General features: G+C 37.3%; 13 protein-coding genes. 1 reads left to right on the top strand and 12 read right to left on the bottom strand.

Annotation, left to right across the window (positions count from 1 at the left end):
* Nucleotides 1-131 precede the first annotated feature (131 nt).
* The 11 genes from ftsY to CO726_RS03175 form a co-directional block, all read right to left on the bottom strand.
* A complete protein-coding gene (gene ftsY / locus CO726_RS03225; RefSeq protein ID WP_000007648.1) occupies nt 132-1121 on the bottom strand; it encodes a signal recognition particle-docking protein FtsY in 990 nt (329 codons plus the stop codon).
* Nucleotides 1122-1136: 15 nt separating this feature from the next.
* Complete coding sequence (gene smc / locus CO726_RS03220; RefSeq protein WP_099683288.1) at nt 1137-4706, bottom strand: chromosome segregation protein SMC; 3570 nt, start codon at nt 4704-4706, stop codon at nt 1137-1139.
* Between the two features lie 147 nt (nt 4707-4853).
* Entirely contained in the window at nt 4854-5591 is a 738-nt protein-coding gene (gene rncS / locus CO726_RS03215; RefSeq protein WP_098758272.1) for a ribonuclease III, read from the bottom strand.
* Between the two features lie 58 nt (nt 5592-5649).
* Complete coding sequence (acpP, locus tag CO726_RS03210; protein ID WP_000786062.1) at nt 5650-5883, bottom strand: acyl carrier protein; 234 nt, start codon at nt 5881-5883, stop codon at nt 5650-5652.
* A 69-nt stretch (nt 5884-5952) separates the two neighbouring features.
* Nucleotides 5953-6693: a 3-oxoacyl-[acyl-carrier-protein] reductase gene (gene fabG, locus CO726_RS03205; RefSeq protein WP_099683287.1), complete on the bottom strand. Its 741-nt coding sequence runs from the start codon at nt 6691-6693 to the stop codon at nt 5953-5955.
* On the bottom strand, nt 6693-7637 hold the full coding sequence (gene fabD / locus CO726_RS03200; RefSeq protein ID WP_099683286.1) for an ACP S-malonyltransferase: 945 nt from the start codon (nt 7635-7637) through the stop codon (nt 6693-6695). Before fabD ends, fabG begins: the two co-directional genes overlap by 1 nt.
* Before the next feature lie 14 nt (nt 7638-7651).
* A complete protein-coding gene (gene plsX, locus CO726_RS03195) occupies nt 7652-8644 on the bottom strand; it encodes a phosphate acyltransferase PlsX (RefSeq protein ID WP_099683285.1) in 993 nt (330 codons plus the stop codon).
* Complete coding sequence (fapR, locus tag CO726_RS03190; protein ID WP_099683443.1) at nt 8641-9234, bottom strand: transcription factor FapR; 594 nt, start codon at nt 9232-9234, stop codon at nt 8641-8643. The genes plsX and fapR overlap by 4 nt, the downstream gene beginning before the upstream one ends.
* 88 nt (nt 9235-9322) lie before the next feature.
* Nucleotides 9323-11371: an ATP-dependent DNA helicase RecG gene (gene recG, locus CO726_RS03185; RefSeq protein ID WP_099683284.1), complete on the bottom strand. Its 2049-nt coding sequence runs from the start codon at nt 11369-11371 to the stop codon at nt 9323-9325.
* Nucleotides 11372-11669: 298 nt separating this feature from the next.
* Nucleotides 11670-13346 carry a DAK2 domain-containing protein gene (locus CO726_RS03180; protein ID WP_098758266.1) on the bottom strand — a complete coding sequence of 559 codons (1677 nt, stop codon included), beginning with the start codon at nt 13344-13346 and terminating at the stop codon, nt 11670-11672.
* Between the two features lie 22 nt (nt 13347-13368).
* Nucleotides 13369-13731, bottom strand: a complete 363-nt coding sequence (locus tag CO726_RS03175) for an Asp23/Gls24 family envelope stress response protein (RefSeq protein ID WP_000021109.1) — start codon at nt 13729-13731, stop codon at nt 13369-13371.
* 376 nt (nt 13732-14107) lie between these two features.
* Here CO726_RS03175 and rpmB point away from each other — a divergent pair, with 376 nt between their 5' ends.
* Nucleotides 14108-14296: a 50S ribosomal protein L28 gene (gene rpmB / locus CO726_RS03170; RefSeq protein ID WP_000124776.1), complete on the top strand. Its 189-nt coding sequence runs from the start codon at nt 14108-14110 to the stop codon at nt 14294-14296.
* Between the two features lie 73 nt (nt 14297-14369).
* On the opposite strand, the gene spoVM is transcribed toward rpmB, so the two are convergent.
* A complete protein-coding gene (gene spoVM / locus CO726_RS03165) occupies nt 14370-14450 on the bottom strand; it encodes a stage V sporulation protein SpoVM (RefSeq protein WP_001213599.1) in 81 nt (26 codons plus the stop codon).
* Nucleotides 14451-14496: the final 46 nt, after the last annotated feature.

Genomic DNA, 14496 nt, shown 5'->3' with positions numbered 1-14496 from the left:
TGGATCATCCTTTGTTAAGTGATTTCCCTTTACATGAATTAGTTTACATGGAGTACAAAAGAGTGTCAAGTTTTTTTCTTAACATCACATATTTTTATAGAAAAAGAAGCGGAAAATACCGCTTCTTTCACTTATACTTCTTCTGTTTCTACTAAGTTCGCGAATAAACCATACACATATTGTTCTGGATCAAACTGTTGCAGATCATCCATTTGCTCCCCTAATCCAACGAATTTCACCGGTACATCCATTTCGTTTCGAATCGCTAATACAATACCACCTTTAGCAGTACCATCTAACTTCGTTAAAACAATACCAGTAACATTCGTTGCTTCACGGAATGTTTTCGCTTGACTTAAACCGTTTTGTCCTGTTGTAGCATCAATTACAAGTAATACTTCATGAGGAGCTCCTGGTACTTCGCGCTCAATTACACGCTTTACTTTCTCTAACTCTTTCATTAAGTTCACTTTATTTTGTAAACGTCCTGCTGTATCACATAGTAATACGTCTACTTTACGTGCTTTTGCAGCTTGTACAGCGTCATACATAACCGCTGCTGGATCAGACCCTGATCCTTGTTTAATCACTTCTACACCAACACGATCGCCCCATACTTCTAATTGTTCAATCGCTCCAGCACGGAATGTATCTCCTGCCGCCAATAAGACAGACTTACCTTCTGATTTAAACTTATGAGCCATCTTACCAATTGTTGTCGTTTTACCTACACCATTAACACCAACAAATAAAACAACTGTCAAGCCATCCTTTTGCATATTAATTTCATTAGTAAAATCGCTGTCACCTTTATAAATTTCTATTAATTTTTCCGAAATAACAGCTTGTACTTCTCTTGGGTCTTGAATGTTACGACGTTGCACTTCTTCTTTCAATTGATCAATTAATTCCATTACTGTCGAAACACCAACATCTGCACCGATTAAAATTTCTTCTAATTCTTCGAAAAAATCTTCATCTACTTTACGGTAACGAAAGACCAAATCATTTACTTTATCTGCAAACGAATTTCTCGTTTTTTCTAATCCTTGTTTAAATTTCTCTGTTACCGTATCTGTTTGTTTTGAAATTTTTTCTTTTAATTTTTTAAAAAAGCTCATACTGTCCCATCCTTCCTATTTGCTTGCAACTAGTTCTTCTCCATCATCTAAACGAACCGAAACAAGTTTAGATACCCCTGACTCTTGCATTGTTACACCGTACAATACGTCAGACTCTTCCATTGTACCTTTTCTATGTGTAATTACAATAAACTGTGTCTCATCACTAAATTTCTTTAAATACTGGGCAAAACGGGCAACATTCGCCTCATCAAGAGCCGCCTCTACCTCATCTAGTACACAGAATGGGACTGGGCGCACTTTTAAAATACCAAACAACAGCGCAATTGCTGTTAAAGCACGCTCTCCACCTGACAGTAAACCTAAGTTTTGCAGTTTCTTCCCTGGTGGTTGCGCTACAATATCAATACCCGTATTTAATAAGTCTTCTGGATTCGTCATGACTAAATCCGCTCTACCGCCTCCAAATAATTCAGAGAATACCGATTGAAACTCCATTCGAATTCCTTCAAACGTAGTAGAAAAGCGTTTTTTCATTTCTTCATCCATTTCAGTAATTAGTTGGTGCAATGTCGTTTTCGCTTCTTCTAGGTCATCTTTTTGCTCTAGTAAGAATGTATGGCGCTCTGCTACACGCTCATACTCATCAATTGCTCCTAAGTTTACTGTTCCTAGCTCTTCGATGGATAGTTTAATTAGTTTCACCTTTTTACGTGCATCCTCGGCAGGCATCGTCATTGTATACTTCAGTTTTGCTGCTTCAAATGAAATCGTATATGTTTCACGTAAATGTTGTAATCTATTTTCTAACTCTACATCAAGTCGGTTTATTTTTACTTCTTGATCTTTCAACATCTCAAGAATGTATTTATGTTTACCTGTTGTTTCTTTCAGATTACGCTCTAAATGTTCTACTCTCTCTTGTAAAGATACACGTTGTTCACGACGAGAGCGAATTAACTCTGAAGTTTGATTACGATCATATGCTTTCTTCTCAATCATATTCGTAATTTGTTCTTCACCACTTGAATTCGATGTCATTTCTTGTTTTAAGAATGCTAAATCCTCTTTCGTTTTGACAAGCGTTGCATCCGTTTCTTCTTTTTCCTTTGTCAATCGTTCAACTTTTTCTTTCTGATTAGATAAGCGTTGTTGCTTTTCAGCCGCTAACACTTTTAATTCAGTCATTTCTTTTTGAACTTTTTCTTTCGAAGAATGCTGCTCACTTTTTTGTTTTGTTAAAGCTGCGATTTTGCTATCTAATTCTGTAATCTCTGCTTGAAGAGTCGCTAAAATCTTTTCTAGCTCTTCTGTACGCCCTTGTATTTTCACTTGATCTTGTAAGAAGCCTTCAATCTCTAAATCGTAAATAGATAAGCGATCATTAATACGGTGTTCTTCTAATTCTAGACGATTAATTTCTTCTCTTAATTTCTGTTCATCTACACGCTCTGCTTCTGCAGCTTGCCTTAGTTCGCGTATTTGTACTTCTTTTTCTTGAATCTCTTGTTTTACGGCTTTAACAAAGTTCTCTAACTTCGTTGTTTTTTCTTCCATATCAGTTAACTTGTTCGTCCACTCTTCTAATTCACGTTGACGTCCTAATAAAGAAGATTTCGCCTGTTTTACCGCTCCACCTGTCATAGAACCACCAGGGTTCACTACATCACCTTCGATTGTTACAATGCGATAACGATATTGCAGTTGTTTCGCCAACTCATTCGCTCCGCGTAAATCTTTTGCAACAATAACAGTACCTAATAAATTTGAAACTACATTTTCATATTTATTGTTATATTGCACAAGTTCTGCCGCCACACCTACAAACGATGGGTGTTGATTTACAATACGTAATTGCTCAAATGATAACGATCTACCTTTAATAACAGCTTGCGGTAAAAACGTTGCTCGTCCATGTTTATTTTGTTTTAAAAACGCAATTGCATCACGAGCATGTTCTTCTTTTTGTACGACAATATGCTGCATCGCTGCACCTAGAGCAATTTCTATTGCAATTTCATATTCTTTCGGTACCGTTAGCAGTTCTGCAACAGCACCCTCGATACCTTGCAACCTATTTTCTCTAGCTTTTAATACTTCACGTACCCCTTGATAGAAACCAGAGTAGTCTTCTTGCATCTCTTCTAGCATTTCTTTTCGAGAACGTGCCTGTTGTACAAATTGATACGCTTGATACAGTTTTGTTTCATTTTCACTATACTGCGCCTTGCATTTCCCAAGTGCCGCTTCTGTCTTTTGTATATTCGAAAGGATACCAGCTACTTTTTCTTTCACTTGTTCATAACTTTCCACAAGTTTCGTCTTTTTCGCTGTGATTTCCATACGCATTTCTACATATTTCGCATTTTCTTCATCAAGGCGTTCATTTTTAGAGTTTTGTTGTTTAGATTGTTCTTCAATCATAGATAACTCATTGCGATGACTAGCTTGTTGATTTAAAAGTTCAATATAGTCACCTTTTAAATTCTCAATTTGTTCCTCTAAATTGTCAGCAAAAGTTGCAAGCAATCGCTCATTATCATGCAATTTTGTCTCCAACTCTTTCACTTGATTTACAAATTGCATCAGCACTTCTGTACTTGATTCAATTTCACCATCATAACTTGTAGCTTTCTCTGTTAATTCAACAATTAACTGTTCGAGTTGCGCACAATGCGTCGTTGCATTTTGCTTTCTCTCTTTTAATAGCTCACGCTGTCCTTCTAGTTTTTCTAGTTCTTTACTAGAAAGAAGAAGTACTTCTTGTAAGGAATCTACAGACTCATCTACCGCTTGTAATTGTCCTCGTAATTCCTCAAGCTCTTCTTCACCTTTTTGTAAATTCGTTGACATTTTAGCTTCTTCGTTTTTATTATGCCCAAACTGATTTCGAAGCGCTTCCCATTTCTCATGTAATTCTTCAATTTCATGTACAATAAGTGCCGCTTCTACTTTCTCTAATTCTTCTTTTTTCTCGAGATAATCTTTCGCAATAGAAGCTTGTCTTTCTAAAGGTTCTACTTGACTACTTAATTCGTGAATTATATCTTGTACACGATTTAAGTTTTCTTGTGTGTCTGCTAGTTTCCCTTCAGCTTTCTTTTTACGAAGTTTGTATTTCAGTACTCCCGCAGCTTCTTCAAATACACCACGACGTTCTTCTGATTTACTACTTAAAATCTCTTCAACTTTCCCCTGGCTAATAATCGAAAAAGCTTCTCTTCCCATACCAGAGTCCATAAATAAATCAATAATATCTTTCAATCTACATGATTGTTTATTAATATAAAAATCACTATCACCAGAACGAGATACACGACGTGTTACACACACCTCATTATATTCAATCGGTAAACGTTGATCTTCATTATTTAAAGTTATTGTTACTTCAGCAACATTAACTGCTCTTCTCGTATCACTGCCTGCAAAAATAATATCTTCCATCTTTGCACCACGTAATGATTTTGCAGATTGTTCACCAAGTACCCAGCGAATGGCATCAGTAATATTACTTTTCCCGCTTCCATTAGGTCCTACTACAGACGTTACACCTGGGACAAAATCAACAGATACACGCTCAGCAAAAGACTTAAATCCTGCTATTTCTAATCTTTTTAAAAACACGAAAGGCCTTCCTCCTATTCTCCGTTGCTATAAATGTTGTTTATACAAAAATAAGCTATTATACGGATTCACCTTCCTTTTATTCACAATTAAAAGGAAAGTTTCATTCTATGCACAAGGAATCCCCCTCATTCAAAGGGGGATTCCTTATCGTTGCTCTTTTAACTTTTTCAAAGCTTCTGCAGCAGCTTGTTGCTCTGCTTCTTTTTTCGACTTGCCACTACCAAGACCTAAAGCCACGTTATTTAACGTAACACGTGACACAAATTCTCGATTGTGAGCCGGGCCTTTTTCTTGCAAAATTTGATACTCAACACTGCCACTACCATCACGCTGAATCAACTCTTGTAATTGACTCTTATAATCCATCACATGAGAAAAAGCACCTTCATTAATTTTAGGGTATACAATTTCTTTTAAGAATCCCCATACTGTTTCTAGCCCTTGATCAAGATAAAGAGCACCAATAAACGCTTCAAAGACATCCGCTAATAAAGCTGGTCGTTCACGTCCACCTGTCATTTCCTCACCTTTTCCTAATAAAACAAGGCTACCAAATGACAACTCGTTTGCAAAACGAACAAGAGATGGTTCACATACAATAGCTGCACGTAGTTTTGTTAACTCTCCTTCGCTCATTGTCGGATATTTTTGAAACAGATACTGCGATACAGTAAGTTCCAATACTGCATCTCCAAGAAACTCGAGACGCTCATTGTCTTCATGCGGTTTTTTTCGATGCTCATTCACATACGATGAATGCGTAAATGCTTGAATCAATAATTTTTCATCTGTAAACGTAATACCTATCTTTTCTTGAAATACTTTAAACGCTTCACGATATTTTGTTTCGTATTTTTTTTCTCTATATTTTCGGTACGGCATAGGTCCCTCCAGATATAAGCCGAGAAGCCCCGCTAAAAAACGGGACTTCATTCAAGCATTATAGATGACTCTCTATGTAAGTCACAGCATCGCCAACAGTAGCAATCTTTTCAGCATCTTCATCAGAAATTTCCATTTCGAATTCGTCTTCTAATTGCATTACAAGTTCTACTACATCTAGGGAGTCTGCTCCTAAATCTTCCTTGAAGCTTGCAGCTGGTACTACTTCAGTTTCTTCTACTCCTAAACGATCAACGATGATTTTTGTTACACGCTCTAAAACATCTGCCATTCCATTCACCTCCCCTCAAATATTATATTAAATATTATCCAAAAAAACTAGCTGAAATCGATTCTTTTATTACATTACCATACCGCCATCAACATTTAACGTTTGACCTGTAATATATTTGCTTTGATCAGAAGCAAAAAATGTTACAGCATTTGCGATATCTTGTGCTTCACCAAACTTAGCTGCAGGAATTAATTTTAACATTTCAGCTTTTATATTTTCATCTAATACATCTGTCATATCTGTCGCAATAAATCCAGGAGCAATTGCATTTACAGTAATATTGCGGCTCGCTAACTCTTTTGCCGATGTTTTTGTTAATCCAATTACACCCGCTTTAGCAGCAACATAGTTTGCTTGTCCTGGATTACCTGTTACACCAACAACGGAAGCGATATTAATAATACGTCCATTACGTTGACGCATCATATATCGAGATACTGCCTTCGTACATAAGAATACACCTTTTAGGTTTGTATTAATAACTGTATCCCATTCTTCTTCTTTCATACGCATTAATAAATTATCTTTTGTTACACCTGCATTATTTACAAGAATATCAACTTGTCCAAATGTGTCTACAGTTTGTTTCACCATATTTGTAACGTCTTCAGCATTTGCAACATCTGCTCTTACTGCAATTGCATTCGAACCTAATTTCTTTATTTCATCAACTACTTCATTTGCCTTTTGCTCATTACCAGCATAATTTACTACAACATTTGCTCCTTGTTTCGCTAAATCAATCGCAATCGCACAACCAATTCCACGTGAAGCACCAGTTACTAATGCTACTTTCCCTTTTAACATCAGTTTTCTCCTCTCAAATTTGAAATGGTATCTTTTAATGTCTCTTCATCGTATATCGCATATGCTTTCACTGATGAATCAATCGACTTCATAAGTCCAGCAAGTACTTTCCCAGGTCCAATCTCAATAAATGTATCTACTCCTTGATCCACCATGTATTCAATGGACGGGTACCATAAGACAGGCGAGTAGAGCTGTTCGATTAGCTTTTCTTGAATATCTGCACCACTTGTAATAATGTCTGCTGTTACATTTGCGATAACTGGAATATTCGTATCTTGAATTGTAATTTCATTTAAGACACTTTGGAATTTCTCCGCTGCTGGCTTCATAAGCGAAGAGTGGAATGGCCCACTTACCTTAAGTGGAATTGCTCTCTTTGCGCCATTTTCTTTCGCTCTTTGAGAAGCAATCTCTACTCCTTGTTTTGTTCCAGAAATCACAATTTGCTTCGTGCTATTCATATTAGCGATTTGCACTGCATATCCTTCACTTGTTACTTCTTCTGTAACTTGTTTCAGCATATGTGGATCAGCACCTAAAATAGCCGCCATTGCACCTCCTCCGCCAGGAACAGCTTCTTCCATATATTCCCCGCGCTTCCTTACAGCATATACAGCATCCTCAAAAGTTAATGCACCCGCTGCTACAAGAGCGCTATATTCACCTAAACTATGACCTGCGACAAAGTCTGGTGTAATATCATACTCTTTTAAAGCTGTCAAAATAGCAAAACTCGTTGTTAATAAAGCAGGCTGTGCATTTGTCGTTAACGTAAGCTTTTCCTGCGGCCCTTCAAAAATCACTTCTGAAAGTGAATCTTGCAACACCTCATCTGCTTTTGCAAACACATCTGCAACCTCTTTATTATTCTCTGCTAACTGTTTACCCATTCCAACTGCCTGTGAACCTTGGCCCGGAAAAAGAAATGCTAGTTTTCCCATCTCAAATCCTCCTCTTATTGGAGTGGCTCTTTCTCCATTACGCTTGAAATAGTAGAAATAACTTCTTTCGCTACCATTTCTCTCGTTTGACGAATCGCACTAAATATTGATTGATCATTTGAAGAACCGTGAGCCTTAATGACAGGAGCTTTCAATCCAAATAATGCCGCTCCTCCATACTCCGAATAATCCATTTTATCTTTTAATACCATAAGTTTTGGCTTTAATACCGCTGCTGCTAATTTGCTCGTAAATGAACTCATTAACTGCTCTTTTAACATAGAGAATAATGCAAGTGCTGTTCCTTCTAGTGATTTCAGCGCTACATTACCTGTAAAACCATCACATACAACAACATCTGCTACACCTTGCAATAAATCTCTTGATTCAACGTTCCCAACGAAATTAATTGGGGCATCCTTAAGCATTGTAAAGACTTGTTTTGAAAGCTCGTTCCCTTTGCCATCCTCTGTTCCAACGTTTAAAAGTCCAACGCGAGGATTTTTAATTCCTCTTACTTTCTCAGCGTATACAGATCCCATTACTGCATATTGATATAAATGAATTGGTTTCGCATCAACGTTCGCTCCAACATCTAACATAACAAAACCTTCTCCATCAACAGTTGGCATTGTAGGGGATAAAGCTGGTCGCTCAATTCCTTCCATACGACCTACAACAAACAACCCAGCTGCCATTAAAGCTCCTGTATTACCAGCTGATATACAAGCATCTGCTACGCCGTCTTTCACTTGCTGCGCTGCTAGTACCATTGAAGCTTGTTTTTTTCGACGAACCGCTCTTACTGGTTCATCTGTCGATTCGATTTTTTCATCTGTATGAAGTATAGTAATTCGTTCTTCACTCGTTAAGTATTGACGAATTTCCTCTTCTTTCCCTACTAACGTAATATGTAAATCAGAATATTCCTTAATAGCTTTCATTGCTCCTAATACGACAGCCTTTGGAGCATGATCGCCGCCCATTGCATCTATTGCGATTTTCATAAGTTGTTACCTTCCTCACTATAATTACTAGATCGATACATTTCAAAAGTGCCTGCGAAAACAAGTTCTTCCCCAACAAAGCTACGCACTTTGACAACCGTCCGTCCTTTATCATTCTCTACATCTTCAACGCGCGCTTTTGCAACAACACGCTCCCCTAATTTTACAGGTCGAATATATCGAATGGTAGACTTTGCAGTTAAAGCTAATTCTTCATCAATAACCGCAACAGCTAGTGAGTTTGCTTGTGCAAACAAATGATGCCCACGGGCAATTTGATTTCTTTTAAATACATGTTCTACCTTCACTTCAAAGATAGAAATCGCATGTCTATCTAATTCTATATCGATAATTTCTCCGACAACCTCTTCTAACGGTAAAGATTTCACATCTTCTTCATGTTGCTTTGTAGCTACATGTTTTATTCTTTCTCTTAATTCAGGAATAGATAATTCCATACGATCAAGACGTACGGTTTGTATACTCACTTGAAATTTTTCTGCTAAATCTTCATCCGTAATAAAAGGATTCGTTTCTATAGTTTGTTGTAATAATTTTTGTCTTTCTTTTTTACTTCTTCTTTTTTTCATACCGCACCATCCATTTTTATGACTAGGTACTAACAGTAGTATATAATCATTAAAAGTAGAATGCAACAAAAACTTTTGTTGCCCCCCTTTAATCGAGCTTCTCTCCCTGGAACACACCCGTCCCATCAAGATACGTACGCAGCGATGCATATTGATCATTGTGCCAAAATGCTTCTGAATCTACTAGTAACGCCGCATCTTGTCTAGCTGTTTCTAACGCTCGATAATCATGTACCATATCAGCAACCTTGAATTCTGGTAAACCACTTTGCTTACTTCCAAAGAAATCTCCAGGACCTCTTAACTCTAAATCTTTTTCTGACAATACAAATCCATCATTCGTTTCGGTCATAATACGCATTCGCTCTTTTCCCGTTTCCGATTTTGGATCCGCGATTAATAAACAATATGATTGTTCACTACCACGTCCAACACGCCCTCTGAGCTGATGGAGCTGTGATAAACCGAAACGCTCCGCGTCATAAATAACCATTACAGTCGCATTCGGTACGTTCACACCTACTTCAACAACTGTTGTCGACACAAGAATTTGCACTTTATTTTCACTAAATTGTCCCATTATCTCTTCTTTTTCTTGAGATGATAATCTTCCATGCATTAATCCGACTTGACATTTCCCTTGATAATGATGCGTCAGCATACTATGCAAGTCGATTGCATTTTGGACATCAAGTTTCTCAGATTCTTCAATAAGGGGACAAATTACATATGCTTGTCTTCCTTTTTTTATCTCTTTCTCTACAAAACCAAGAACACGGTCTAACATATCATGTTTTGCCCAGTATGTTTCAATTACCTTTCTACCAGCTGGCATCTCATCGATTATAGAAACATCCATCTCTCCAAATGCAGTAATTGCTAACGTACGCGGAATTGGGGTCGCCGTCATAAATAATACGTCTGGACTTTCACCTTTCTCCCTTAAAACTCGTCGCTGCGCTACACCAAATCGATGTTGTTCATCAGTAATAACGAGACCTAACCTATGAAAGATAACTTCATCTTGAATTAAAGCATGTGTTCCGACAAGGATATCTATTTCTCCTTGTTCTAATTTCGCCAAAATCTCTCGACGCCTTACACCCTTAACAGAACTTGTTAACAATTCAACCTTCATACCAAAGTACGAGAACGTCTCTGCGAGCGATTGATAATGTTGCTCTGCTAAAATTTCTGTAGGAACCATTAAAGCACCTTGATAATGTGCTAATTTCGCTGCATAAAGGCCAATTGCTGCAACAACTGTTTTCCCAGAACCTACATCACCTTGCAACAGACGATTCATCCGATAAGGAGATGTCATATCTTTCATAATTTCATCTACAACCCGGCGTTGCGCACCAGTTAATGGAAACGGAAGTGCATCGATAAACTCTTGCAATTCGGCTAAAGGAATTTCTTTTTTCGTCCCTTTCGAATTTTCCCTCTCCATTTTCCGTAATGTTTGCATTTTCAGCTGAAATAAGAAAAATTCCTCATATACAAAACGGCGACGTGCTTGTTTTAAATCTTCCTGCCCTGTTGGAAAATGCAACGCCCGAAGCGCTTCATAACGCGGCAATAATTTATACCGACTTAGCAATCCATCAGGTAACACTTCGACTATAGAGTCTCCATACTCCTTTAACGCTTGTGCAATAAAACGGCGCATCTGTTTTACTGTAAGTTTCCCTTTCACTGAGTATACAGGCTCTACTTCTTGTTGACGTACAACTGGTCCAAAATGAAGCTCTGATACCGCAATCGTTTGACGGTGCTGATCCCATTTACCAGTAATCGTTACCGTTTCATCTAAATTTAACTTCTGCTTATAGTACGGCCTATTAAAACATACCGCTGTAATTAAATAACGACCGACGAGGACACGAACCGTAAGACGCGACTTCTTCTTCCCATAATATTGCAGCAAAGGAGCACTATGAACTTTCCCCTCAACTGTTACACGTTCATCATGCTTTACTTCAGCAAGATCTTTCATCGCATAATCTTCATAACGGTACGGAAAATGTTCTAATAGATGAGAAACTGTATAAATTCCCATCTCGTGTAGTAATTCAGATGTTTCTCCTCCGATTCCCTTTACATCCGTAACAGGAACTTGTACAACTTCATTCAAGATTCTCACGCTCCGTCACATTATTTTTTTGATTCATTCTATTCATTACCCACTAACATGATTGACATCTGTAATCGCTCTCTTTCACCCTATATATTCTATCATAGGCATTCTAAGAGAAACTACTCAAACCCCTCATAAGCAACACGAAAGAAAAGAGCCTCACTTTTAGCAGCAAGGCTCTTTTCTTTCTTCAATATGCTAGCCTTTTGAATAAAAACTAGTAATAAACTTCATATTACTACTTCTTATCCATTAGCAAGTGAGTAATCCATTCATTTCCAAAATGAATTTTTTCTTATTCTACAGAGAAGATGAAAGAATACACTGGTTGGTTTCCAGCATGTACTTCTACTTCTGCATCTTCAAAATTCTCTTCTACAAATTCAACTAGCGCAGCTACTTCTTCGTCAGTTGCATCTTCACCTTGTAGAATCGTTACGATTTCAGAATCTTCATCAATAAGTGCTTCTAGTAATTGCTTCGCAGCTCCTACTTTTTCAGCATTTGTTGATACGATTTTCCCATCTGCGATACACATGAAATCATCTTTTTGAATTGCTACACCATCAATTTCCGTATCACGTACAGCATACGTAATTTGACCAGTTTTCACATGAGATAAAGCTTCTTTCATGTTTTCTTCATTCTCTTCTAACGTTCCAACTGGATTAAACGCTAACATTGCAGCCATACCTTGAGGAACTGTTTTTGAACGAACTACAATTACTTCTTGATCCACAACTGATGCTGCTTGTTCTGCTGCCATCACAATATTCCCGTTGTTCGGTAAAATAATGATTTTTTCGGCATTCGCTTCTTCAATCGCCTTCACAATATCCTCCGTACTTGGATTCATCGTTTGGCCACCTTCGATAACTTTCGTCGCGCCAATGCTCTCAAATAAAGTTTTGATACCAGATCCCATAGCTACAGTTACGATACCATACGGTTGTTTCTCTTTAGACTGGCTAGTTGGCTCAGGCATCATAGCAGGCTCATCTAATAAAGCAGTATGCTGTTCACGCATATTCTCTACTTTAATTTTGATTAGACTACCGTAACGCTGTCCATAGTTCATAGCGTCTCCAGGATGCTCTGCATGGATATGAACTTTTACAATTTCATCATCAGATACAACTAGTAGAGAATCACCATATACACTAATATCTTCACGGAATTTTTGTTCAGAGAAATTATGTTCTTTCACTTTTTCATCCTCTAATTTCACCATGAACTCCGTACAATATCCATACTTAATATCTTCTGTACTCAATTGGCTTTGTACACTACGGTGATGTTCTGCGCGCACCATTTCATTCATAGATGGTTGCATCGGCGCATCAGAAGAAATTGTTTCTCCTTTTAAGTCAGCTAAAAATCCTTCGTATACAACAACAAGACCTTTACCACCGCTATCTACAACGCCAACTTGTTTTAATACAGGTAATAAATCTGGCGTACGATTTAACGATGCATTTGCTTCTTTCACAACGTCTTCCATAAACAAAACAAAGTCGCGCTGTTTTTTCGCAACTGTTACTGCATATTTCCCCGTTTCTCTAGCAACCGTTAAAATCGTTCCTTCAATCGGTTTCATAACCGCTTTGTAAGCCGCCTCTACTCCAGCCTCTAAAGCTGCAGCAAAATCAACTGTTGTTAATTCTTCTTTTTGTTCAATGGATTTCGAGAAACCACGGAACAACTGAGATAAAATAACTCCAGAGTTACCACGAGCTCCCATTAATAATCCTTTGGCTAAACTTACGCCGACTTTACCAGCATGTTGTGAAGGATTTGCTTTCACTTCACGTGCGCCTGAAGTCATGGATAAGTTCATGTTTGTACCGGTATCGCCATCTGGAACTGGAAATACGTTTAATGCATCAACAAGCTGAACATTATTTGTTAAATTATTCGCTCCTTGAATGATCATTTGTGATAAACGTTTTCCATCAATTTTTTGAATTGACACAGATTTTCCTCCTTAATGCACATTACAAGTTTATTACTTTAACTCCTTGTACGTAGATGTTTACAGAATCTACTGCTAGTCCTACAGTTTGATCTAATGTATATTTCACTTTCGTCTGCACGTTATGTGCTACTTCTGAAATTTTCGTACCATAGCTCACAATAATATACATATCAATATGTACTTCATCTTCATCTTTACGAACAATAACACCTCTAGTGAAGTTTTCTTTTCGTAAAATGTCTGTTAATCCATCTTTTAACTGATTTTTTGATGCCATACCTACGATACCGTAGCAATCTACCGCGGCACCTCCAGCAATTGTTGCAATTACATCTGTACTAATATCAATTTGACCGTACTTCGTTTTAATTTCAATTGACATCTCGTTTTCCCCCTTCATAAATGGTGAAAGTGAGTTAGACTACTTTAGTTACTATCATATAATCTTTTTAAAGAAAATTCCATCGTTCTTTCTTTTCACTCTCATATTTTATGTTTTAAATCACATTTTTTATGATGAGCAAAATAGTCCATTGTTATTATACAACATGTACCACTATAATATGTCAAGCAATTTTTCTTGATTTCAACTTTTCTTCATTGGCATATAGTGTCAAGTAATTTTTCTTGATTTCTTTTTTCTACAGTGTTGCATTCTCTTTTTAGTTGTGTTAAATTATAGTAGTGTTTTTAGCATCGCATAAAAGACTAACATTGAAAAATTACGTATGGTAAGGTATCAAGGGAGGGAAATATAAATGGCTCGTGTTTGTGCTATTACTGGAAGAAAAGCTCGTTCTGGTAACTCTCGTTCTCACGCAATGAACGCTACAAAACGTAAGTGGGGCGCTAACCTTCAAAAAGTTCGCGTACGCATTGACGGAAAAGTTCAACGTGTTTACGTTTCTGCTAGAGCATTAAAATCTGGCAAAATCGAACGTGTTTAATAATAAAAAAAAGAGCCGCTAGGCTCTTTTTTTACTATACTAATGAAAAAAGCACCGGTAATAGGTGCTTTTTTTAATCTTTTTTGAAGGTATTTAACATGGCACGAACAATTCCACCAAGAAATTTAGGTAACTTAATTGTATAAAATCTCATGGTTTCCCTCCTAATCCCCATTACTCCACTTGTTCACTATATGATG

Source organism: Bacillus fungorum (assembly GCF_002746455.1).
Taxonomy (GTDB): domain Bacteria; phylum Bacillota; class Bacilli; order Bacillales; family Bacillaceae_G; genus Bacillus_A; species Bacillus_A fungorum.
This window is presented reverse-complemented; position numbering and strand designations above follow the sequence as displayed.

Excerpts from the sequence above, each read along its gene's own strand:
- ftsY (WP_000007648.1), bottom strand. The coding sequence starts at position 1,121 with ATGAGCTTTTTTAAAAAATTAAAAGAAAAAATTTCAAAACAAACAGAT.
- rncS (WP_098758272.1), bottom strand. The coding sequence starts at position 5,591 with ATGCCGTACCGAAAATATAGAGAAAAAAAATACGAAACAAAATATCGT.
- rpmB (WP_000124776.1), top strand. The coding sequence starts at position 14,108 with ATGGCTCGTGTTTGTGCTATTACTGGAAGAAAAGCTCGTTCTGGTAAC.
- fapR (WP_099683443.1), bottom strand. The coding sequence starts at position 9,234 with ATGAAAAAAAGAAGAAGTAAAAAAGAAAGACAAAAATTATTACAACAA.
- fabD (WP_099683286.1), bottom strand. The coding sequence starts at position 7,637 with ATGGGAAAACTAGCATTTCTTTTTCCGGGCCAAGGTTCACAGGCAGTT.
- spoVM (WP_001213599.1), bottom strand. The coding sequence starts at position 14,450 with ATGAGATTTTATACAATTAAGTTACCTAAATTTCTTGGTGGAATTGTT.
- acpP (WP_000786062.1), bottom strand. The coding sequence starts at position 5,883 with ATGGCAGATGTTTTAGAGCGTGTAACAAAAATCATCGTTGATCGTTTA.
- plsX (WP_099683285.1), bottom strand. The coding sequence starts at position 8,644 with ATGAAAATCGCAATAGATGCAATGGGCGGCGATCATGCTCCAAAGGCT.
- fabG (WP_099683287.1), bottom strand. The coding sequence starts at position 6,693 with ATGTTAAAAGGGAAAGTAGCATTAGTAACTGGTGCTTCACGTGGAATT.
- CO726_RS03175 (WP_000021109.1), bottom strand. The coding sequence starts at position 13,731 with ATGTCAATTGAAATTAAAACGAAGTACGGTCAAATTGATATTAGTACA.